Here is a 21,338-nt window from a genome sequence, read left to right as displayed (position 1 = left end):
CTGAAAGGATGGAGAAAGTATGACGTCGACACAGCATCCCCTGCACCTCCGCCATGACGGAAGACCCCCATTCCCTTCGGAGGAGGTCACGCAGTGGAAAGAACACATTACCGCTTATCCTTACCGTAATTATCTCTATTCTTATCCGCACAAAACCGCTTACCGCGACCTGGAGCCGCCAGTTCCGCTGGAGCCACTCTGGCAGGAGGAGCCTGCGGAGACTTTTTTCCTGTACATGCATATTCCGTTCTGCGGCGCACGCTGCGGCTTCTGCAACCTGTTCACTCTGCCTGACAAGCGGGCGGAGGTGCACACGGTGTATGTGGACGCATTGGAACGCCAGGCACGGCAGTGGGCAGCATTCACCGGCGGCAAGCCGTTCGCCAGATTCGCCATCGGGGGCGGGACTCCCAGCCTGCTTGAGCCTGTTCAGCTGCGCCGGCTGTTCCGTATTGCTGAGGATATCATGGGTCTGGACTTTAGCACGGCTTCCCTCTCGGTAGAAACCTCTCCCGAGACGCTCTCAGAGGAGAAACTGGATATTCTGAAGGAACATAAGGTAGACCGGGTCAGTATGGGCATCCAGAGTTTTGTTGCCGCCGAGTCAGCCGCCATATTCCGTCCGCAGAATCCGGATACGGTATACCGTGCACTGGAGCTGCTGAAGCAGTATGATTTTCCGATCCTGAATCTGGATCTGATCTATGGGCTTCCAGGCCAAACGGTGGAATCCTGGCTGTTCTCCCTGCAGCAGGCGGTGCAGCATGAGCCGGAGGAAATTTTCATTTATCCGCTGTATACGCGTCATCATACGATTGTGAAGCCGGAGGATATGCGGCGCCAGACGGACATCCGCCTTGAGTGCTATAAGGCGGCTCAAAGCGTCCTGGCAGAGTATGGCTACACGCAATACTCCATGCGGCGCTTTGCCAAGGATACAGCCAGATCAGGCAAAACCATCCTGGACTACAGCTGTCAGGAGGAAGGAATGGTCGGACTGGGCTGCGGAGCCAGATCCTATACCCGGAATGTACACTATGCTTCCCGTTACGGAGTCAGCCGTAAGGCTACAGAGAGCATCATCGCGGATTATGTCGCGGCTGAGCGCTATGATACCGCAGATTACGGCATTGTGCTGAGTCTTGAAGAGCAGAAGCGGCGGTACATTCTGAAGGCGGTGCTGCACAGTGAGGGACTGAAGCTTGCCGATTATAGCGGACGCTTTACGTCTTCCTTGTGGAGCGATCATCCTGAGCTGAACCTTCTGCTGCAGAGCGGCCTTGCCCTGAATGAAGAGGGCGTATTACGCTTGACCCCGGAAGGACTGGGCTACTCGGATTCTATCGGCGACTGGTTTATTTCGGGCAACATCCGGGAGCAGATGGAAAGGTTTGTTTTGCCATGAAGGCTGTTCTTTACTATCGTGGCTCTCTCACCTCCTGCAACTATGATTGCCCGTACTGTCCGTTTGGTAAGACCAGAGACAGTAGAGCGCGCCTCGCCAAGGACCGTGAGGAGCTGGAGACCTTTGTCCATTGGGCAACCGCACAGGGAGCTGAAGGCCACCGGCTGTCCATCTTCTTCAATCCTTATGGAGAGGCCCTGATCCACCGCTGGTATAAAGAGGCTATGGTCACACTCTCCAATCTGGAGCACGTAGACAAGGTGGCTATTCAGACCAATCTGTCGGCCGGGCTGGATTTTACTGCCGGGCTGAACCTGCATAAGTCAGCTTTCTGGGCGACCTATCATCCGGGACAGGTGGAGGAGCAGCGGTTTCTGGCCCAATGTATGGCTGTATATGAGCAAGGCATACCTTTTAGTGTGGGGAGCGTCGGGTTGCATAGTGCCTTTGAGGCGATAGCTTCACTGCGAGAAGCCCTGCCGGAGGATGTCTATTTGTGGGTAAATGCTTATAAGGATAAACCTGACTATTATACACTGGAGGATATCGCATTTCTTACCGGCATTGATCCGCATTTCGTGCTTAATACGAGAGACTACGAAAGCTTGGGCAAAGCCTGTAATGCAGGAAGCAGTGTGTTCTATGTACAAGGTTCCGGCCAGGTCAAACGGTGTTATAAGGACAGAGGGGTGATTGGCAGCCTCTACAGGGATGGTCTTGAAGGTCTGTCGGCGGAACGAAGCTGTAGGATGAAAGCTTGTGACTGCTATATCGGCTATATCCATATGCCCGAGCTGCAGCTGCAGCAGATATACGGTTCCGGACTGCTGGAACGAATTCCTTATAGAGTGCCGGAGGGAAGAGCATGAGTGTGCAACCAGGAACAACCCTATGGCTAACAGGGCTGTCCGGGGCAGGCAAATCAACGATTGCCGCGCTGATCACGGACAGGCTGCGGGCTGAGGGACAGGCGGTGGAATGGCTGGACGGAGATGAGCTGCGGCGCAGCATCGGCCACGGGCTGGGATTCAGCCGGGAGGACCGCTTCGAGAACACCCGCCGGGCAGCCTATGTATCAGGATTGCTGAACCGGCACGGTGTGATGACGGTCATCTCGCTGATCAGCCCTTATGCGGAGATGCGGAGCTATGCCCGTGATATGCTTCCGGATTTTGTGGAAGTCTATGTGGCATGTCCCCTGGAGATCTGCGAAGCGCGGGATGTCAAGGGTTTATATGCCAAAGCCCGCCGTGGCGAGATTCCCTCCTTCACCGGGATCACCGATCCTTACGAGGTCCCTGTCAGTCCTGAAGTGAAGCTCTGCACGGCGGAGCATACACCGGAGGAATGTGCAATCGAGCTGCTGACATGGCTGAAGAAGCGGCAGTAAAGCGCAGTCTGTCCCGTGTGATCTAGGGTAAGCGATGGCTGATTCCCTAGTCATTTTGATAAAACCGTGCCCTACCTGCGATTTCGGACAGGGTTTCTTTTCAATTTGTAGAATAGAGTCATACATACTGAGAATATAAAGGAGAGAGCGGGATGATTTTGCACAAAGGAGAGGTCTTGTTCCGCCAAGGGGATGCCTGCCAGAATCTGTTTCAGGTGAAGAGCGGACTCTTCAAGGTAACCCGGCTGCATGAGAACGGGAACATCGTACTGTTCAATCTCTTGTACCCCGGGGAAACCGTCCCCCATCATTCACTTATTTCACCGAAGGAGGCGCATGGAACAGCTGTTGCCATGATGAAAAGCGAAGTGGAGCTGATTCCGGCAGCAGAATGGTACCGCGAGCTGCGTGAGGACCCGGATAAAGTCATGGAAATCGCCCTGCTGCTTCAAGAGAAGGTGCGTTTCATGCAGACCCGCCTGGATCACCTTACGGTGGGCACTCCGGGAGAACGGCTTGCGCTGCTGTCACGCTGGCTTCTCGAGTATTCACATGGCGCAGAGCTGACGGATTTATTGACACAGGAAGAGATCGGCCAACTGATCGGAGTGAGGCGTGAGACGGTCAACCGCCTGCTGCGGAGTCCGGGCTGACAGAGATTTTACAAAATGCTGTATGCTTTTTAATGGAAATGTGTTTAGAGAAGCACCCAAGCGTGGTATAATCTATTCAGAACACATCAAATTAGAGAAAGGATCAGGATACCATGTGTCCCCGAAGGACGATTCCCCAAAGGACGATTTGGAAACGTTATGATCTGTCTTATACTTAGCTTCCCTGTAGAAAGTGCGCGTACCGTTGTTATTTGACGAAACCGCCTCTGCGAGGGAAGGGAGTATTGTATGCGAAGGAGCAACACATCCTCCGGTCAGACCCGTCGTAGAGGCTTGGAATACGTCTAAGCCGCCATCTACAATAAGGGGAGACCTGTATGAGGAAACAAGACAGTGGCATGCGATTGCCGCTTCGACTAACTATTATTTTGTCCGGAACATTTCTGCTTGCATTTACTTATTATCACATCAATTATCAGAATCATTTGACCGAGGGTGGTTTCGTAGGTTTGTCGCTGCTCGGCAAATATGTACTAGGTATTTCGCCATCTTTGTCTATTCTAGTCTTAGACATACCAGTACTTCTAATCGCAATGATTTTCAAGGGAAAAGCGTTCGTGTGCAATACCTTCATCTCTGTAGGAGCCTTCACCATATTCTACAGCCTGATGGAACGTTATTCCGGATGGGTGATCAACTTGCAGGATAACTTGCCGCTTGCGGCGCTGTTGTCCGGTGTACTGACAGGTCTAGGAGCAGGAATGGTCCTCCGCGGCGGCGGGGCGAGTGGCGGGGATGATATTTTGTCACTGCTGATCAGTGAATGGAAGGGAATTAAGGTAGGAACCGTATTTATCCTGATGGATGTTATCGTTCTGGCATTATCACTTTTCTATATGCCTCTCAAGGAAACGCTGTACACCGTAATGGCAGTAGTCGTTGCAGGCTACGTTATTACGTTTACAACCTCACTTGGCAGACCTAAGCTGAGCAAAGCACCCAAAATTCAACCTGCACTAAGCAAACCGCATGATGGTACAGTAATGTGAAGAGTTCTAAATTACCCCCTGTTATGGGGATAAGCGAAAGGTCAGCCAGATTGACACCCGGGCTGGCCTTCTTTGTTGTATAGAGACAGTGAAACCAGTAAAGCACGTGCAGCGTATATATCACAGCTGTACTAACATAGGATTACATAATAAACGTAACTACTGGAGGAATAACAATGAGTGCTCATGAGATTGACTACGTGATTATGGGTGGGGAAATACAGTGTGTCGAAGTCCAGCTTGATCCAGGCGAAAGTGTGGTTGCGGAGGCCGGGAGCTTCATGATGATGGACCCGGAGATCTCGATGGAGACGATTTTCGGTGACGGTACCGGATCACGCGGAGGCGGGCTGATGGGCAAACTGATGGGCGCAGGCAAACGTCTGCTGACCGGTGAGAGCCTGTTCATGACAGTTTTCACACACAGTGGGGCCTACGGCCGCAAAGGGGTTACCTTTGCCGCGCCTTACCCTGGCAAAATCATCCCTCTGGATCTTCAGCAGCATGGGGGAAAGATCATCTGCCAGAAGGATTCCTTCCTATGTGCAGCCAAAGGCGTATCGATCGGCATTGAATTCCAACGCAAGCTGGGTGCAGGCTTCTTCGGCGGTGAGGGCTTCATTATGCAAAAGCTCGAAGGAGACGGTCTTTCTTTCGTTCACTCCGGGGGCTATGTCATGGAGCGGACGCTGCAGCCAGGTGAGACGATTAAGCTGGATACCGGCTGTCTCGTGGCCATGACCTCCTCAGTAGATTATAATATCGAGATGGTCAAAGGGGTGAAGACTGCGCTCTTCGGCGGCGAGGGTCTGTTCTTTGCCACCCTGCGCGGACCGGGCAAGGTGTGGGTACAATCGCTGCCGTTCAGCCGGATGGCGGACCGTATACTCTCTGCTGCCGGTCCTACAGGACGCAAGGAAGAAGGCAGCATTCTCGGCGGCCTGGGCAATCTGCTGGACGGTAGATAGACGGTACAGACAACGGGCAGTTGCCTTTACTCCTTAACAATGAAACAGCCGTCTGCCGGAGTACTCCGGCAGACGGCTGTTTTTACGCGGGTTCAGGGGCGCAACATTTGCCAAGCGGGTTTCCATCATGGGATACTCAGGAACTTCACCTCATATTTGACTACTATGCAGGGACTGTATATATTATGGGGCAACCCCCTTAGCGGGCTTATACAGCAGACCGGAGGCCTGATATGTTCAAAATTTTCATTATCGAAGATGACCGTGGACTGGTGACGCTGCTCCAGGATTATTTACATAAGTTTGGCTATGAGACGCAGGCTGTGCGTGATTTTGAAGCAGTCCGTACAGAGTTCGAGCAGTATGCTCCTCATCTGGTGCTGCTGGATGTGAATCTGCCGAAGTTCGACGGTTACTACTGGTGCCGCCAAATCCGGGGAATCTCCACCTGCCCGATCCTGTTTATCTCCGCCCGCGAAGGCAAAATGGATCAGGTGATGGCGCTCGAAAACGGAGCCGATGATTATATCACCAAGCCGTTCGATTATGAGATTGCCCTCGCCAAAATTAAAAGCCATCTCCGCCGGGCTTATGGCTCCTATGCCGGAGGCGGAAGTGACCGCAGCTTGACCGTGTCGGGGCTGATGCTCGATGTGGAGCGTCTGGTCCTGTCGCGGGGCAGTGCCAAGATTGATCTCAGCCACACCGAAGCCAAAATTCTCGATGAGCTGATGCAAAAGGCGGGCACCCTCGTATCCCGCGACCGGCTCCTGGAGAAAATCTGGGATGACCAGGCTTTTGTCGATGACAATACCTTGAATGTGTACGTGACCCGGGTGCGTAAAAAACTGTCGGCGCTGGATATAGCGGACGGCCTCCAGACGGTGCGCGGTCAAGGCTACAGGCTGTGTGAGAACTGGGAGGAGGCGTAACATGAAGCTGTTTTTGCGGGAACAGATGCCACTTATTATTATTTATCTGGCCCAGCTTTCGATGATCACTCTGGTCTACCGGCTGGACGGGGGCAGCGGAGTGAATGTATGCCTGTATGCGGGCTTGCTTAGCACCTGTCTGCTGCTGGCATACCTCGCATACCGCTATTTCTCCAACCGCTCCTTCTACGAACGTCTGCTGAATCTGCCGTCATCGCTGGATGACTCCGGCGGGCCTGCTCAGAATACTCCGCTGGCAGAGAGCCTGCGCGGCCTGCTGGCTCACCAGTTCCGCCTGTATCAGAATGACCTGCATAGCTACCGCCACAAGCTGGAGGAGCATATTCACTTCATTAACCAGTGGGTGCATGGTATGAAGACCCCGCTGTCGGTCATCCACCTCATTATTCAAGACAAAGACGGCCCGCCTTTTACGTCGATTGGCGATGAGCTGGACCGGCTCAAAAAAGGGCTGGATACCGTACTCTATACCGCCCGTCTGGACACGTTCGAGCATGATTTCTATGTGGAGCGGCTGGAGCTTTCGGCTATTGTGCGGGGCGTAACCTCTGAACAGAAACGGCTGTTTATCCGCAAACGTGTTTTTCCGGCCATTTCAGTCGATCATGACCTATTCATTACCTCGGACGAGAAATGGCTGTCCTTTGTACTGACCCAGCTGATCACCAATGCACTACGGTATACGGTGGAGGAGGGACGGTTTGTGTATTTTCACGGGTATGCAGGGGATCAAGGCAGACCCGTGCTTGAGGTGCGGGATGAGGGTGTAGGTATTCCATCAGGAGATATGCCGCGTGTATTCGATGCCTATTTTACCGGTGTCAACGGGCGCAGCTTCCAGGAGTCTACCGGGATGGGCCTATATTTGGTGAAGCAGATTTGCAGCAAGCTGGGGCATCAGGTGGAAATATCCTCCGAGGTGGGAAAGGGGACGACGGTCCGGATTATATTCTGAGTGAACAGAATCAAGTAAAGGAATGAACTGCAACCATAAAAAACCTGCGGTCCCAATATGAGACAGCAGGTTTTTAAGAAAATATATGAATTTTGGGGTAAGCCCGGCTTGGGCGCTATTGCTGCGGGAGGTCCAGCATTTGCTCCAGCAGCAGCTTGATCTCCGCGCGGGGGAACACTTCATGAAGCACTTCATTCACCGTCACTTGCGCGCGGTCCACCTTTTCCTGGCCGATAGGGGTCAGAGAGGTATAAATGCTTCTGCGGTCGTCGTCACAGACCGTCCGTTGCAGTACGCCGCAGCCTCTGGCTTCGAAGCGGCTGACCAGTCTGGAGACGGCACTCTGGCTGAGTCCAACCATAGATTCCAGCTGCTGCAGGCGCAGCTTCTTCTCCGGTGCTTCGGACAGGAAGTACATCAGATAGAATTCATTTAGAGACCACCCAAAGCTCTCCTGCAATTTGGCTTCAAGTTCACCTGCAACCTTCATTTGTATATGAGTTAAGCTTAACCAGCCTGTGATTACGCCACCCTCAAGGGAATTTTTCATCCACACCATTCCTCTCCCGGATGTATGCCATATGATGATATTTTTGTACATTATAACATTCCATGCCCCGGTTTGTATAAGGAACGGCGAGGGATAGCACCCTGGTTTCTGGGAAGAGGTTATCTCCGGGAACGGGGGAAGCCCAGCTCGTATTGCTTCGGCAGACCGGCATCTTTACCGAGCTGAACACCGGCTTCCAGGGTCCAGTACGGATTTCTCAGCATGCCCCGTCCCACGGCGACAAGATCGGCCTCATCATTGCCGATGACTGCGTTAGCCAGGACAGCCTCATCCAGGCGCCCTACTGCAATGACAGGAACATTCAGCTCCTGCTTGAATGCACGGGCAAGCGGAACCTGATAGGCAGCGTGGGTTCCCGGCTTGCCATCAGCAGCAATGGCACCTTCACCACCCGCACTGATATGAAAAATATCCGCCCCTGCTTCCTTATAGACTTTGCCAATCTCGATGCTCTCACGTATGCCATAGCCGCCTTCAACATATTCCTGCGCGGATATCCGCATAATCAAAGGCATGCCCTCAGGCATTTCCTTTTTAGCTGCCTGAATGACCTCTTTGCCGAACAGTGTCAGGTCCTGTCCGTATTTATCAGACCGCTTGTTGGTCAGCGGGGAATGGAACTGGTGGATCAGGTAGCCGTGTGCGCCGTGGAGCTCAATCACATCGAAGCCCGCCTGAATGGCCCGCTTAACGCCTGCCTGGAATTTCTGAACCATCGTTTGTACTTCTTCGGTGGTCAGCTCACGCGGAGTCTTGAATTCGGCATTAAAAGGAATCGCAGAGGGAGCCACCGGCCGAGGAGCATCCTCTGCTTTGCGTCCGGCGTGGGCAATCTGGATGCCTACCTTGGCGCCGTAAGCGTGGCAAGCCTCAACAATTCTCGCCAGTGCGGGGATTTGCTCATCTGACCAGAGCCCCAGATCATAATCGGTTATCCGGCCATCCGGATCGACATCGGTCATTTCAATGATAATAAGTCCGGCACCGCCGACCGCCCGGCTTACATAATGATTGTAGTGCCAGTCTGTGGCGATACCATCCTTGTCCGTAACGGAATATTGGCACATCGGCGGCATCACCACACGGTTCTTCAGCTTCAAATCCTGCAGCTCATAGGGGGTAAATAAGTCCTTCATTTCAATCTCTCCTCACAAATTAATAAATGCATGCTCATGCATATAAATATACTCCCTTTGCAAATAAATGTCAATCGTCTTTCGTGGCTTACAATACTGTAAGGTAGTTGTAAGTTTCAGAAATAGCAGCTGCTGTTTACACTTTATATAATGAAGGCAAACCAGGGGAACGAAGGAGCGTAAGCATTTGCCCATTTTAGATGTCCATAATCTATCCAAAATATACGAGGGCAAAGTGTCGATTCACGCCCTGAATCATATCCGGTTTGCTGTGGAGAAAGGCGAGTTCGTGGGAATCATGGGACCATCGGGCAGCGGCAAAACTACATTGCTAAATGTGATTGCTACCATCGACGAACCCACCTCAGGAGAAGTAAGGATCAATGGCCGGGACCCTAAAAACCTGGGGCGCAAGGACAAAGCACTGTTCCGCCGCAAAGAGCTGGGGTTTGTCTTTCAGCACTTCAATCTCCTTGACACGCTGACTGTGGAAGAGAATATTGTGCTGCCCTTAACGCTTGCTGGAGTTTCCGTGAAAGAGATGGAACACAGACTCATAGAGGTGTCGGATAGACTGGGCATCAGCACACTTTTGCACAAACGGACTTATGAGATCTCCGGCGGACAGATACAGCGGGTGGCCATCGCCCGGGCAATGATCCACCGGCCAGCGCTGATTCTGGCAGATGAACCGACGGGCAGCCTGGATTCTAAAGCCGCAAACGAGGTTATGAATCTGCTGGTGGAGGTGAATGAGGCGGAGGGAGCCACGGTGCTGATGGTCACACATGATGCGGTAGCAGCGAGCTTTTGCCACCGGGTCATCTTTATCAAAGACGGGCGCTTCCACAGCGAAATGTACCGGGGCACCAGCCGGGCCGCCTTCTTCCAGAACATCATCGACATGCTGTCGCTGCTGGGAGGAGCGGGCCATGACCTTCCGGCAGTTCGCTTATAGGAATGTAACACGGAATAAGCGGAAATATGCCGCGTATTTTGTCAGCAGCGCGTTCTCGGTCATGGTCTTCTTTCTGTGTGCACTGTTCATTTATCATCCGGCGATTTCGCAGGATATGATCCTGGGGACAGCTGCAAATACGATGATGGTGGCCGAAGGAATCATTTATGTCTTTTGTTCCCTGTTCGTACTCGTGTCAGTAGGTTCATTCCTGCAATCACGTAATCTGGAGTTCGGAATTCTGTTGATGCACGGGATGACCAAACAGCAGCTGAACCTGATGGTATTTCTGGAAAATATGATGATTGGCGGATCTGCTATCCTCACCGGCACACTGCTGGGGCTGCTGCTGGGCAAGCTCTTCCTGATGATCGGGTCCGGGTTTCTGGGCATCCCCCCACTTACATTTCACCTGCCCTGGCAGGCGCCGGTGCTTACCATCTGCAGCTTTGTTCTGCTGTTCATGCTGATCTCGCTGTCTACCTTTGTTTTTATAGGAAATGAAGCACCACGCGGACTGTTCCAGGGCGGACACAGAGGGAATGCGGAGCCAAAGGTATCCAAGGAGCTGGCGCTGATCTCAGGTCTGTTGCTCCTCGCCGGGTATGGTCTGGCGGCTGCCACGACGGCCACAACTGTAGAGATCATGATGGTTCCAGTGGTGCTGATTACTGTATGCGGCACGTATCTTTTCTACACTCAACTCAGTCTGTATATTGTGGGGATGCTGCGGAAGCTGCGCCGCTTCTATTGGAAGCATACGCATATTCTCACGTTCTCGGGATTATCGTACCGGTGGAAGGCCAATGGGCGGATGTTTTTTATGGTCACTATTGTATCGGCAGTTTCTTTCACCTCGGTGGGGGTCTTCGCATCGATCCACACGCTGTCACGGGAGCTGAAGCTGGATTATCCGGCGGCTGTCGGCTATGTAGCCAAGGGTGGGGGGCATACTTCCTCGGAAGAGAAGGACCTGAGAGGGATTACTGCAGAGCTGGAGCAGCTGGGTCTGACTTACGAAACCCTGCGGATTCCACTCAAAGTCGCAGCGGTCGTTTCGCAGACAGGTCCCGACCATACACTTCAGCTGCCTCTGATGTCCTACAGGAATTACAAGCTTGCTCTGGAACATGCGGGCTTCAGCTCGAATGAACCGCCGCTGGAAGGCAATGAAAGCCTGGTGATGATCGGTTCCCAGCGCGACCGCAGTCTGACCGCAGAGCGCTTCAAAGCAACATATACACTCCAGCAAGGAATCCAGATTGAAGAGACCGGCTATACGCAGCATGTGCCGGTTGCCGAATATCTGCTGCCGGAGCTGGACGGCAGGGGAGGCGGCGATTTCAGCGGGCTGGTGATCAGCGACAGTCTGTACAACCTGGTTATCCCTGTGCAGCAGGATTGGTATACCGGCTTCTATGTGGATGATTTTACCCGGACGGTGGGGGTGGCTTCAGAACTCGCTGCCAAAGGGAAGGTTCCCTATGAAGAAAAGTCTGCTTATGCCGTTGTGATCAGCGGAACCTTATTTGAGATTCAGCGCACGCTGTACAGCACCATGCTGTTCGCTTCGCTGCTTGTCGGGACCGTCTTCTTCATTGCTGCCGGCAGCTTCCTCTACTTCCGTCTCTATATGGATCTGGATCATGACCGCCTGCAGTATTCCACCCTGTCCAAAATGGGCCTGACTGACCAGGAACTGGACCGCATTGTGACACTGCAGCTGGCACTCATGTTCTTCATCCCGGTCCTGCTGGCGGTTCTGCACAGTCTGTTTGCTTTTATTGCGCTGCAGCGGCTGTTCTATCTGTCCATTGCTGCGGAGACCGGGGCTGTGCTGACCAGTTATCTGGCTGCCCAGACGCTATACTTCTTCTTCATCCGCAGCCGCTATTTGCGCAACCTCAAGAAAAATCTCATCTAGACGGAGGGAACCGAATGAAAAACTGGATTACAGATATTATGGAGCAGTTCGGATATGCCGGTATTTTTCTGATGCTGGCGCTGGAAAATGTCTTTCCCCCCATTCCTTCAGAGGTCATCCTGCCCTTTGGCGGATTTATGACTACAACCTCCGGACTCACGATACCGGGTGTGCTTATTGCCTCTACGGCGGGTTCTTTGCTGGGTGCAGCCATTCTGTATTGGATCGGCCGGATGCTGGATGTCAGCCGAATGGAGCGTATTGTGGACCGCTACGGCAAATGGATACGGATTAAGAAAAGTGATATCCGCAAAGCGGATGCCTGGTTTGATAAATACGGCTACTGGACGGTGCTGTTCTGCCGGATGGTGCCGCTGGTGCGCAGTCTGATCTCGATTCCGGCAGGAATGTCGGGAATGAAGTTCGGACTTTTTATGCTGTTTACGACGATCGGTACACTGGGCTGGAATACACTGCTGATCCTGCTGGGTGCTGCGTTAGGAGAGTCCTGGGAGGACATTGGAGGGTATATAGAGGCTTATTCCAGCGTGGTCTACGCCCTGATTGCCGGAGGAATTCTCGTGCTGGGACTGTTGTATTTGCGTAAACGCCGTACCGCCGGCAAAGCCCGCGGGTAACAACACCAACAAATTCTATGCTTTGGAAGCGAGTTTTGAACGAAGCAATTTCATAGATGTGATGCTCACAAAACTAAGTTTATGCTTTCGTAGCGAGTTTTGTACGAAGTGATTTCATAGATGCAATGCTCACAAAACTTTTAGGAGGAGATTCCATGGAGCTTTTGACTATAATTAAAGCAATCATCTTGGGTATTGTTGAAGGTTTGACTGAATTTGCTCCGGTGTCCTCCACAGGCCATATGATTATTGTTGATGATATGTGGCTGAAATCGCAGGAATTTCTCGGAAAATACACAGCGAATACGTTCAAGGTAGTGATTCAGCTGGGCTCGATCCTGGCCGTGGTGGTGATTTTCCGCAACCGGTTCATCGATCTCCTGGGTCTGAAGCGGTTCAGCCGCAAAGAGCTGACAGCGGTGCCGGAAGGACAGCCAGCAGTGGAAACGGCGGGACGGTTGAAGCTGGCACAGGTGCTTGTGGGTCTTATCCCTGCCGGGGTGCTCGGCTTTCTGTTCGAGGATTATATTGATGAGCATTTGTTTTCGACCTCAACGGTGCTGATTGGTCTGGTCGTAGGTGCAATACTGATGATCTGTGCAGACCTGTTTGCCCCCAAAAAGATCAAAACGGAGAGTGTCGATCAAATTACATATAGGCAGGCGCTATCGGTCGGTCTGATCCAGTGTTTCTCGCTGTGGCCGGGCTTCTCCCGTTCCGGTTCCACGATCTCCGGTGGCGTTCTGCTCGGTATGAGCCATCGTGCCGCGGCCGACTTCACCTTCATTATGGCGGTGCCGATTATGGCTGGAGCCAGCCTGATTTCACTGCTGAAGAACTGGCAGTACTTCACTCTCGATGCGCTGCCGTTCTTTATTGCCGGGTTTATCAGCGCCTTTTTGTTCGCGCTGCTGTCCATGCGTTTCTTCCTGAAGCTGATCAACCGCATTAAGCTTCTGCCGTTTGCGATCTATCGGATTGTTCTTGCTGTAGTGGTATATCTGGTATGGTTCTAGAATAGAAAAAATAATGCAGGCGGTGCCTTCCTTGGAGGGTATCGCCTTTTTATCATGAGCACTGATCAAGATTCAAGTGCCAAATCGGGCAAAAAGCTGATTTGCTATAGCGAATGTGTATAGCTGAAATCGCCGGAATCTGTTGCGAATGGCAAAAAAGGTACAGTATGATGGCATCAGATTAAAGGATGAAGTTTTGAAAAGCGAATATAGGAGACAGGTGCCGGATGGAGCGAATGTAGCTTTTGTCCAGCTTAATAGGGAAGTTCGGCTCGAAACCGACGCGGTCCCGCCACTGTAACGGAAGAGTTCCAGCTTAATGTGTCACTGGCAGACAGGTAGATCCAGCCGGGGAAGACTTGCTGAAGAACGATGACTCCGCTAGCCAGGAGACCTGCCTGACTCAGAAGCACTGCAGTACCTACGGTAGATAGGGAGGTGTTCAGACGTTATTCCATTTAGAAGATCAATGGGCGTCTTTCCCTGTGGCTTATTTTTCGGGAGAGGCGTCTTTTTATAAGGACATACAACAAATAGCGAACAGATGAGGAGCAGATCTCAATGACAACAAAATTGATCACCAGCAATCTGGGGTACCCGAGAATCGGCAAAAACCGTGAATGGAAAAAAACACTGGAGGCTTACTGGTCCGGTAAAATTGGCGAGCAGGAGTTCCGTGCTGAAATGGCGGACATTCAGCTTCAGCACCTGCAGTCGCAGCAACAGGCCGGTATTGACCTGATCCCGGTGAATGATTTCACCTTCTACGATCATGTGCTGGACACAGCCGTCATGTTCGGCATTGTGCCGCCACGTTATGATTATGACGGCGGGGCTGTCCCGCTTGATCTATATTTCGCCATGGCCCGCGGCAATGCGGCCGCCCCGGCCTGCGAGATGACCAAATGGTTCAATACGAATTACCATTATATCGTGCCGGAGATCGGCAGCCTTACACCCCGGCTGACTGAGAACAAACCGCTGGCCGCCTACCGCTTCGCCAAAGCGCAGGCGGGTATTGAAGGCAAGCCAGTCATTGTGGGACTGTATACCTTCCTCAAGCTGTCCAAGGGATTTCCGGCTGCGGACATCAGCGAGGTTGCCGCCCGCTTCCTGCCGGCTTATATTCAGCTGCTGCAGGAGCTTCAGCAGGAAGGTGTAGCCTGGGTGCAGATCGACGAACCAGCCATCGTTATAGGATTGAACGCGGAAGACATTGCCTTGCTGAAGACCATTTATAGCGGGATTTCCGCTGCAGTCCCCGGCTTGAATCTGATTCTGCAGACTTATTTTGAAGCGGCTGAACCCTTGGAAGCATTGCTTGAATTGCCGGTACAGGCCATTGGCCTTGACTTCGTCCATGATGGCGGTGCGAATCTGGAGGCGATCGGACGACTTGGCTGGCCGGAAGATAAATGGCTGGGTGCAGGCATAATTGATGGACGCAGCATCTGGCGTGCCGACCCTGATACCAAGCTTGGACTGATTGAGAAGCTGGCTCTTCATGTGCCGCTGGACCGGCTGATTCTTCAGCCATCCTCCAGCCTGCTCCATGTACCGGTTACGGTGCAGAGCGAAGGGAAGCTGAAGCCTGCTGTGAAGCAGGCGCTGGCCTTCGCTGACGAAAAGCTGACAGAGCTTCGGCTGCTCGCCGCAGCCGCAGGTGGTGACAACGGAACGGCCGAGGCGGAGCTTGCGGAGAGCCGGGAAGCGCTGGCTGTCTTCCGCGCACTTCCTGAACGCGGCCGCCGGGATGTGGCGGAGCAGGTCCGCCGTCTGGACGAACTTCCGGACAGCCGGAGCCTGCCGTTCGCAGAGCGTGTGAAGCTGCAGCAGGATAAATGGCGTTTGCCCCTGCTGCCGACTACAACTATCGGCAGCTTCCCGCAGACGGCTGAGGTCCGCCAGGCGCGTCTCAAATGGCGCAAAGGGGTGTGGAATGAGGAGCGCTATGATACGTTCGTCCGCCGTCAAATCGCCGAGGCGATTACACTTCAGGAGGAGCTTGGTCTGGATGTGCTGGTACATGGTGAATTTGAGCGGACGGATATGGTCGAGTTCTTCGGCGAGAAGCTGGGCGGCTATCTGTTCACCCAGAATGGCTGGGTGCAATCCTATGGCTCGCGCTGCGTGAAGCCTCCGGTGATTTACGCGGATGTCGCTTTTATCCAGCCAATGACCGTCAAAGAAAGCGTCTATGCCCAGTCCTTGACGAAGCTGCCGGTAAAAGGCATGCTGACCGGACCGGTAACCATCCTGAACTGGTCCTTCGTACGCGATGATCTCAGCCGAGAAGAGGTAGCGAAGCAAATTGCCCTTGCTCTCCGTCACGAGGTTCAAGCGCTGGAGGATGCCGGAATCGAGATGATTCAGGTGGATGAGCCGGCCATCCGCGAAGGGCTGCCGCTGAAGGCGGAAGACCATGAGAATTATTTGAATTGGGCTGTACGGTCCTTCCGGGTGGCCACAACCCATGTGAAGGATACCACGCAGGTTCATACGCATATGTGCTACAGCGAATTTAACGACATGATCGGGGCGATCTCGGCTATGGATGCGGATGTGATCTCCATTGAGACTTCCCGCAGCCATGGGGAGCTGATTTCGGCTTTTGAAGAGCATGATTATGATAAAGGCATTGGTCTGGGTGTCTATGATATCCATAGTCCCCGTGTTCCGGAAGTAGAGGAGATGACGCAGAATATTGAGCGCGCACTGCGTGTACTGGATGCCGGACAATTCTGGATCAATCCAGACTGCGGGCTGAAGACACGCGGCTGGGAAGAGACGGAGGCGGCACTTCGCAACATGGTTCTGGCCGCAGGTAATGTGCGGAAGAAAAACGCTTGATAATCATTCTCAATCTTGCTAGAATGAGAAAAAGAATAGAAGGAACCTGGACCAGGCTTCCTTCTTATCCTTGAATGGTACGTCTTTTCGCAGGAGGGTTTCACCTCCCCTTGCTGGAATCGACGCCATCTATACAGCAACGAACTGAACGGCAAGGTGGAGCTTGTCCGAGCAGAACCTAACCCTTATTCCTTGTGAATATAGGGTTTTTGGTGTTTTTTCTTTTCGCGAATCTTATATCCCCAAATAACGAAAGCACCTTTAGATGGGCAAATCAGCCACTGGATTGGAAAATCTACCGAATTCCTGCAACCTTCCAGCTTTTGGAACGTCAAAGACTTTAACGCGAAAGATGCCTACAGACAAAAAGCTCTTCGCTGGCAGCAATCTGTACAAAAGAAGCGGAAATTCCACTACACTTTTGGAGGAATGGGCATGCAAAAAAGGGGTCTGCATTATCTGTATTATGTATTGGGACTAATAGTGTTTGCTATCGTTTTGGCAGGGTGCGGGGCTGGAAGCAATAATGATTCTGCAAGCCGGTCGGAGATGAAGGCAGACAATTCCAGCACGGCAGAAGGCTTCGACGGCGCAGCAGACCAGAACACTTCAGCGAATGCTGCACCGAAGGATCAAGCAGTGTCGGCTGCAGCTGAAGCTCCTGCGGCTGAGGGAGACAAGGGTGGCGGAGGAAGCTCAGCAGTGAGCAACACGGATGCAGCGCGTGCAGCTGAAGGAACGGCCGGTTTTACGGGAAATGACGTTGTGGCAGGATTGAACAAAAAGCTGATCTATCACGCCAGCCTAACGATGGAAGTGACGGACTATGCTAAGGCGCAGACAGAAGTACGCAATATGGTGACGCTCGCAGAAGGTTATATTGTTGAATTTTCGGAGAATACCTCCGAATATGAGCATGGCGGAGCCTTTATTCTGAAGGTGCCTGCTTCGGGATTTTCTTCTTTTCTGGACCATTTGGAAAAGATCAAAAACGTGAAGCTTCAGCAAAAAATCCAGGGTCAGGACGTTTCAGAGGAATATGTGGATCTGGGGTCGCGCCTCAAGGCCAAGCAGTTGATGGAGGGCCAATATATCGAGTTTATGAAAAAGGCAACCAAATCCGCTGACCTCGTGGCGTTTGCCAACCAGCTTGGTGCCATTCAGGAGGAAATAGAGACGATCAAGGGCAGAATGCGATATATTGACCAGAATGTATCTTTTTCTACGGTTGAGCTTCGACTGTACCAGACTGAAGAGAGCGTGGATATTGCCAAGACCAAAGAACAAGGGCCGTTAATGGACCGGGCTTCGGATGCGCTTCGGAGCAGTCTGCATGCACTGTCCGTGATGTTTCAATGGCTCTTTATATTTCTGGCTGCTGCGCTTCCGGTATTGATTGTAGCTGCTGTTGTTGTGGTGATTGTGCTCTGGGTCCGCAAAAGAAACAAGTCACGGGATCATGGGACGGTAATGCGTATCCGTCAGGTGAGCCGGGAGCAGAACCAGCCGCTGCAGGAACAGACCACCGGGAATGCGGCGCCTGTTCCTGATGCTGATGAGCGGGACGAAAAAAAACCGGAATAATATGATTTTACAGAAGAAAAAAGCCTCCAACACCGCTGCTTGCGGGTTGGAGGCTTTGTGACGCGGATGTGCAACTGAGCGGAATAACCGCTGTTAGTTAAGCATGCTGGAACAGTACGCGGTATTCGCTGTAGCCTTCCTTTTCCAAATCCTCTTTCGGAACAAAGCGGAGTGCTGCCGAGTTAATGCAGTAGCGCAGGCCGTTTGGACCGGGACCATCGTTAAATACATGTCCAAGATGAGAATCTGCTGCTTTGCTGCGGACCTCAGTGCGGACCATCAGATGGCTGAGATCCGTCTTCTCCTTGACCGAATAGTCGCGGATCGGACGGGTGAAGCTGGGCCAGCCGCAGCCGGAGTCGAATTTATCGCTGGAGCTGAACAGCGGCTCACCGGATACGATATCGACATAGATGCCATCCCCGTGATGATCCCAGAACTCATTGCGGAAAGGGGATTCGGTTGCATTGTTCTGAGTAACTTCATATTGCAGCGGCGTCAGACGTTCCTTGAGGCTCTGCTTCTCCTCCTTGTGCTTCCAGTGGTCCTCGATAAAAGCGTCCCGCCCGGAGCCTTTGCGGTAACGTTTATAGTGACCGGGATTCTTGTGGTGATACCCCTGATGGTACTCTTCTGCACGGTAAAAGGGCTTGGCTGGAAGGATCGGCGTCACGATAGGGGCGGAGAAACGTCCGCTGGCCTGCAAGTCCGCCTTGGAGGCTTCAGCCTGCTCCCGCTGCTCTTCGGAGTGGGTGAAAATGGCAGTCCCGTATGAAGTGCCGCGGTCATAGAACTGCCCTCCGGCATCGGTAGGGTCAATCTGCTGCCAGAACAGCTCCAGAAGCTTGGGGTATGGGAAAATATCAGGTTGAAAGGTGATCTGCACCGCTTCCACATGTCCTGTGGTTTCCGAGCAAACCTCTTCATAAGTCGGGTTAACGGTATGTCCGCCCGTATACCCGGATATAATCTCAACGATTCCTGGAAGTTCTTCAAATGGTGATACCATACACCAGAAACAGCCCCCGGCAAACGTGGCCTTTTCTGTTTTGCTGCTTATATTGTCAGATTGAACATCACTCATGAATATCCCTCCATTCATAGATTGCAATTAAATAGATCACAATGTAATTATAAAACAAAAAAGCGCCGCCTGCCAGTTAGCGGCGTTTTGTGCAAAAATAAGAATTCATGTGCTTACTGGCATCAATCTTTCTTGGAGCTGAAGGATCGTGGACGTAGCGATAATATGGCCAGAGCCAGTACTGCCACATATACCAGGATAGCCATCCACGCGCTTCGCGGATGCTGGAACAGCTGGCCGCCGAGAAAGGCATATAAAGCAATCGCAGGAATTTTGCCCAGTCCGGATGCCACAAGATAACTCCAAAAGGGCAACCCGGCGGCGCCTGCATAGATATTCACTCCCATCTGCGGAACGACCGGTGCAAGCCGGGCTAGCACTACCGCTGCAAATGGCCTCCGCTGCACGGCAGATGTGAATTTATCCAGCGCGGGTACTGATGCCAAATAAGTACGGGCTTTTTCCTGGAACATGTGTTGAACAATACCATAGATCATCGCCCCGGCAAGGGTAGACGCACTCCAGCAAATCACCGCAGCCGCCAGACTTCCATAGGCATACCCGTAAATCCCGATTATCAGTTTATAAGGCACCGGCGGGAACATCGCCAGCAAAGTAGCGGCACCAAAGCCCAAAAACAGATTATGATCCTGCCGCAGCCAGGCCAGGATATCATACCTGTAGATAAACGTGAGGAATATTCCCGAAACATACAGTAATATAGTCAGCCATTTTCTCATTCTACTATGCCCTTTCTTTCGTTCATTCATTTCATCATACTGAAAAAAAAGAATTTAATGAAGCAAAGATCATTTGTTGCTGCGACTTGTCACGGTATAATACGTCTAAAAGGAAATGGAAATACTCACAGCCAAGGGAGATACGCTTATGAAAAGTACAGAACGTAAAAGGGTGGCTCTGGTTGGCCTCGGCGACATCGCCCGGAAAGTCTATCTCCCACTGCTGTCCAGGCATGATCAGGCCGAAGTGGTGGGAGTGCTCAGCCATTCGCCGGCAACCGTACAGGACGCGGTTCATTCCTACCGTTTCCCGAGAGGCACTACGGATCTGAATGAGCTCCTGTCGTGGAAGCCTGATGCAGTATTTGTGCATAGCCCAACCCCCACGCATTATGATATTGTTATGAAATGCTTAAATCACGGAGTTTCGGTATATGTGGACAAGCCGCTGTCCTATGATCTGGAAGAATCCCGGCGGATGGCCGGATTCGCTGAAGAGAAGGGACTGCTGCTGGGCGTAGGGTTCAACCGCCGCTATGCGCCGATGTATACGGCTGCCAAAGCCTGGCTGGAGAAAGCAGGCAGCATCAGCGCCTGTCACGCGTTCAAGCACCGGACCAAGCTGCAATCCGGCAGCAGCCGTGAAACGGTCCATGATGATCTGATCCATATGCTGGACCTGCTGCTATGGTTGTGCGGAGGAGATGCTGAGCTGCTGCACAACAGCCTGAAATCCGACGATGCGGGACGGCTGCTGCAATCTTCCGGCAATCTGGGCTGGAAGAATGGTGCGACCGGTATGTTCAGCATGGTGCGGGACGCCGGGGCAGATCTGGAGAAGCTGGAGCTGCACGGTAACGGCAGATCTGTGGAAGTTGTGGACATGGAACGGGCAACCTTGTATGAGAAGGGCACACTGCCGCGCACGCAGAATTTCGGAAGCTGGGATACGGTGTTGGAGCGCAGAGGATTCAGCGGTGTGGTGAACCATTTTTTAAGCAGCCTGGACATACCGGGGCAATGCGGAATAGCTGCTTCAGCGGTCCTGCCCAGCCATGTGCTGGCAGCGAAGCTTGCTGATTAACATTGGAGCGGAAAGGAGGGAGACCACATGGAGGATTACCTCAAATCAACGGAAGAGCAGATTATCGAGAGCTATAAGCGGGATGAAGAGATGATGATCCTGGTATTTGCTCAATGGTGTGTGAACAACAAGCTGGACCCGCACGCGTTGTATCTTCAGGCTTATCCGCAGCAAGAGGGAAATGCGGCGTTAAGCCATGCGCTTTCGCTGACTGTACCCCTTGACGAATCGGGGTTCATCTCCGACGATACGGTGCTGGGAGTCCTGTCTTTATATAGCAATGATGACCTTGCATATGTAGTGACGGAGGCTATAGCCAATAGGGAATCCCGGCAAGACAGAGGCGTTTGAACTTTTTTTTGCCAAACGATGTTCATTGTGCTATAAATGTGTTAAAATTATATATACTAACTTAATGT

20 protein-coding genes and 1 riboswitch are annotated in these 21,338 nt (G+C 52.4%); of the genes, 16 read left to right on the top strand and 4 right to left on the bottom strand.

Annotated features, from left to right (window positions below; all coding sequences use genetic code 11):
• Positions 1–19: 19 nt before the first annotated feature.
• From A3842_RS20295 to A3842_RS20260, 8 genes are all read left to right on the top strand, one after another.
• The gene (locus tag A3842_RS20295) at positions 20–1,405 is read left to right on the top strand and encodes an STM4012 family radical SAM protein (RefSeq protein ID WP_074102539.1); all 1,386 of its coding nucleotides are present in this window, start codon (positions 20–22) and stop codon (positions 1,403–1,405) included.
• Positions 1,402–2,274: an STM4011 family radical SAM protein gene (locus tag A3842_RS20290; RefSeq protein WP_074102538.1), complete on the top strand. Its 873-nt coding sequence runs from the start codon at positions 1,402–1,404 to the stop codon at positions 2,272–2,274. The genes A3842_RS20295 and A3842_RS20290 overlap by 4 nt, the downstream gene beginning before the upstream one ends.
• Positions 2,271–2,795 carry an adenylyl-sulfate kinase gene (gene cysC / locus A3842_RS20285; protein WP_074102537.1) on the top strand — a complete coding sequence of 175 codons (525 nt, stop codon included), beginning with the start codon at positions 2,271–2,273 and terminating at the stop codon, positions 2,793–2,795. Before A3842_RS20290 ends, cysC begins: the two co-directional genes overlap by 4 nt.
• A 152-nt stretch (positions 2,796–2,947) precedes the next feature.
• Positions 2,948–3,448 (top strand): Crp/Fnr family transcriptional regulator, encoded by a 501-nt coding sequence (locus A3842_RS20280; RefSeq protein ID WP_074085378.1) that lies wholly within the window; start codon positions 2,948–2,950, stop codon positions 3,446–3,448.
• Positions 3,449–3,786: 338 nt separating this feature from the next.
• A complete protein-coding gene (locus tag A3842_RS20275) occupies positions 3,787–4,458 on the top strand; it encodes a YitT family protein (RefSeq protein WP_074085377.1) in 672 nt (223 codons plus the stop codon).
• 176 nt (positions 4,459–4,634) lie between these two features.
• Positions 4,635–5,426: a TIGR00266 family protein gene (locus A3842_RS20270; protein WP_074085376.1), complete on the top strand. Its 792-nt coding sequence runs from the start codon at positions 4,635–4,637 to the stop codon at positions 5,424–5,426.
• Between the two features lie 233 nt (positions 5,427–5,659).
• Positions 5,660–6,358 (top strand): response regulator transcription factor, encoded by a 699-nt coding sequence (locus tag A3842_RS20265; RefSeq protein WP_074085375.1) that lies wholly within the window; start codon positions 5,660–5,662, stop codon positions 6,356–6,358.
• A 1-nt stretch (position 6,359) separates the two neighbouring features.
• Positions 6,360–7,334 carry a sensor histidine kinase gene (locus A3842_RS20260; protein ID WP_074102536.1) on the top strand — a complete coding sequence of 325 codons (975 nt, stop codon included), beginning with the start codon at positions 6,360–6,362 and terminating at the stop codon, positions 7,332–7,334.
• A 115-nt stretch (positions 7,335–7,449) separates the two neighbouring features.
• On the opposite strand, the gene A3842_RS20255 is transcribed toward A3842_RS20260, so the two are convergent.
• Positions 7,450–7,884, bottom strand: a complete 435-nt coding sequence (locus A3842_RS20255) for a MarR family winged helix-turn-helix transcriptional regulator (RefSeq protein ID WP_074102535.1) — start codon at positions 7,882–7,884, stop codon at positions 7,450–7,452.
• Positions 7,885–8,003: 119 nt separating this feature from the next.
• Positions 8,004–9,041 carry an NADH:flavin oxidoreductase/NADH oxidase gene (locus A3842_RS20250; protein WP_074102534.1) on the bottom strand — a complete coding sequence of 346 codons (1,038 nt, stop codon included), beginning with the start codon at positions 9,039–9,041 and terminating at the stop codon, positions 8,004–8,006.
• Positions 9,042–9,228: 187 nt separating this feature from the next.
• Here A3842_RS20250 and A3842_RS20245 point away from each other — a divergent pair, with 187 nt between their 5' ends.
• The 6 genes from A3842_RS20245 to A3842_RS20220 all read left to right on the top strand — a co-directional run bounded on the left by A3842_RS20245 (position 9,229) and on the right by A3842_RS20220 (position 18,011).
• Positions 9,229–9,999, top strand: a complete 771-nt coding sequence (locus A3842_RS20245; RefSeq protein ID WP_074102533.1) for an ABC transporter ATP-binding protein — start codon at positions 9,229–9,231, stop codon at positions 9,997–9,999.
• Positions 9,974–11,923, top strand: coding sequence for an FtsX-like permease family protein (locus A3842_RS20240; RefSeq protein ID WP_074102532.1), 1,950 nt, complete (start codon positions 9,974–9,976; stop codon positions 11,921–11,923). Before A3842_RS20245 ends, A3842_RS20240 begins: the two co-directional genes overlap by 26 nt.
• Before the next feature lie 14 nt (positions 11,924–11,937).
• Positions 11,938–12,561 carry a DedA family protein gene (locus A3842_RS20235; RefSeq protein WP_074102531.1) on the top strand — a complete coding sequence of 208 codons (624 nt, stop codon included), beginning with the start codon at positions 11,938–11,940 and terminating at the stop codon, positions 12,559–12,561.
• A 155-nt stretch (positions 12,562–12,716) separates the two neighbouring features.
• Positions 12,717–13,577, top strand: a complete 861-nt coding sequence (locus A3842_RS20230; RefSeq protein ID WP_074102530.1) for an undecaprenyl-diphosphate phosphatase — start codon at positions 12,717–12,719, stop codon at positions 13,575–13,577.
• Between the two features lie 201 nt (positions 13,578–13,778).
• Positions 13,779–13,993, top strand: a riboswitch (cobalamin riboswitch).
• Between the two features lie 145 nt (positions 13,994–14,138).
• Positions 14,139–16,427, top strand: a complete 2,289-nt coding sequence (gene metE / locus A3842_RS20225; protein ID WP_074102529.1) for a 5-methyltetrahydropteroyltriglutamate--homocysteine S-methyltransferase — start codon at positions 14,139–14,141, stop codon at positions 16,425–16,427.
• A gap of 435 nt (positions 16,428–16,862) precedes the next feature.
• Complete coding sequence (locus A3842_RS20220) at positions 16,863–18,011, top strand: DUF4349 domain-containing protein (RefSeq protein WP_074102528.1); 1,149 nt, start codon at positions 16,863–16,865, stop codon at positions 18,009–18,011.
• Between the two features lie 97 nt (positions 18,012–18,108).
• Here the strand turns inward: A3842_RS20220 and msrB are convergent, their stop codons facing one another.
• On the bottom strand, positions 18,109–19,095 hold the full coding sequence (gene msrB, locus A3842_RS20215) for a peptide-methionine (R)-S-oxide reductase MsrB (protein ID WP_074102527.1): 987 nt from the start codon (positions 19,093–19,095) through the stop codon (positions 18,109–18,111).
• Positions 19,096–19,217: 122 nt separating this feature from the next.
• Positions 19,218–19,835 carry a TVP38/TMEM64 family protein gene (locus A3842_RS20210; protein ID WP_074102526.1) on the bottom strand — a complete coding sequence of 206 codons (618 nt, stop codon included), beginning with the start codon at positions 19,833–19,835 and terminating at the stop codon, positions 19,218–19,220.
• 148 nt (positions 19,836–19,983) lie between these two features.
• Here A3842_RS20210 and A3842_RS20205 point away from each other — a divergent pair, with 148 nt between their 5' ends.
• Together A3842_RS20205 and A3842_RS20200 are read left to right on the top strand one after the other, a co-directional pair.
• Positions 19,984–20,919 (top strand): Gfo/Idh/MocA family protein, encoded by a 936-nt coding sequence (locus tag A3842_RS20205; RefSeq protein ID WP_074102525.1) that lies wholly within the window; start codon positions 19,984–19,986, stop codon positions 20,917–20,919.
• A gap of 27 nt (positions 20,920–20,946) precedes the next feature.
• Positions 20,947–21,270, top strand: coding sequence for a hypothetical protein (locus A3842_RS20200; protein ID WP_074102524.1), 324 nt, complete (start codon positions 20,947–20,949; stop codon positions 21,268–21,270).
• The last annotated feature ends 68 nt before the right edge of the window (positions 21,271–21,338 follow it).

The sequence above is a fragment of the Paenibacillus sp. P3E genome (assembly GCF_001909045.1).
GTDB classification, from domain to species: Bacteria; Bacillota; Bacilli; order Paenibacillales; family Paenibacillaceae; genus Paenibacillus_AQ; species Paenibacillus_AQ helianthi.
The sequence above is the reverse complement of the archived record's forward strand: the minus strand, read 5'-3'. Positions and strand labels throughout refer to the sequence as shown.

What these genes read in the sequence shown, in the direction of transcription:
- A3842_RS20295 (WP_074102539.1), top strand. Translation starts at nt 20, where the DNA reads ATGACGTCGACACAGCATCCCCTGCACCTCCGCCATGACGGAAGACCC.
- A3842_RS20290 (WP_074102538.1), top strand. Translation starts at nt 1,402, where the DNA reads ATGAAGGCTGTTCTTTACTATCGTGGCTCTCTCACCTCCTGCAACTAT.
- cysC (WP_074102537.1), top strand. Translation starts at nt 2,271, where the DNA reads ATGAGTGTGCAACCAGGAACAACCCTATGGCTAACAGGGCTGTCCGGG.
- A3842_RS20280 (WP_074085378.1), top strand. Translation starts at nt 2,948, where the DNA reads ATGATTTTGCACAAAGGAGAGGTCTTGTTCCGCCAAGGGGATGCCTGC.
- A3842_RS20275 (WP_074085377.1), top strand. Translation starts at nt 3,787, where the DNA reads ATGAGGAAACAAGACAGTGGCATGCGATTGCCGCTTCGACTAACTATT.
- A3842_RS20270 (WP_074085376.1), top strand. Translation starts at nt 4,635, where the DNA reads ATGAGTGCTCATGAGATTGACTACGTGATTATGGGTGGGGAAATACAG.
- A3842_RS20265 (WP_074085375.1), top strand. Translation starts at nt 5,660, where the DNA reads ATGTTCAAAATTTTCATTATCGAAGATGACCGTGGACTGGTGACGCTG.
- A3842_RS20260 (WP_074102536.1), top strand. Translation starts at nt 6,360, where the DNA reads ATGAAGCTGTTTTTGCGGGAACAGATGCCACTTATTATTATTTATCTG.
- A3842_RS20255 (WP_074102535.1), bottom strand. Translation starts at nt 7,884, where the DNA reads ATGAAAAATTCCCTTGAGGGTGGCGTAATCACAGGCTGGTTAAGCTTA.
- A3842_RS20250 (WP_074102534.1), bottom strand. Translation starts at nt 9,041, where the DNA reads ATGAAGGACTTATTTACCCCCTATGAGCTGCAGGATTTGAAGCTGAAG.
- A3842_RS20240 (WP_074102532.1), top strand. Translation starts at nt 9,974, where the DNA reads ATGACCTTCCGGCAGTTCGCTTATAGGAATGTAACACGGAATAAGCGG.
- A3842_RS20235 (WP_074102531.1), top strand. Translation starts at nt 11,938, where the DNA reads ATGAAAAACTGGATTACAGATATTATGGAGCAGTTCGGATATGCCGGT.
- A3842_RS20230 (WP_074102530.1), top strand. Translation starts at nt 12,717, where the DNA reads ATGGAGCTTTTGACTATAATTAAAGCAATCATCTTGGGTATTGTTGAA.
- metE (WP_074102529.1), top strand. Translation starts at nt 14,139, where the DNA reads ATGACAACAAAATTGATCACCAGCAATCTGGGGTACCCGAGAATCGGC.
- A3842_RS20220 (WP_074102528.1), top strand. Translation starts at nt 16,863, where the DNA reads ATGCAAAAAAGGGGTCTGCATTATCTGTATTATGTATTGGGACTAATA.
- msrB (WP_074102527.1), bottom strand. Translation starts at nt 19,095, where the DNA reads ATGAGTGATGTTCAATCTGACAATATAAGCAGCAAAACAGAAAAGGCC.
- A3842_RS20210 (WP_074102526.1), bottom strand. Translation starts at nt 19,835, where the DNA reads ATGAGAAAATGGCTGACTATATTACTGTATGTTTCGGGAATATTCCTC.
- A3842_RS20205 (WP_074102525.1), top strand. Translation starts at nt 19,984, where the DNA reads ATGAAAAGTACAGAACGTAAAAGGGTGGCTCTGGTTGGCCTCGGCGAC.
- A3842_RS20200 (WP_074102524.1), top strand. Translation starts at nt 20,947, where the DNA reads ATGGAGGATTACCTCAAATCAACGGAAGAGCAGATTATCGAGAGCTAT.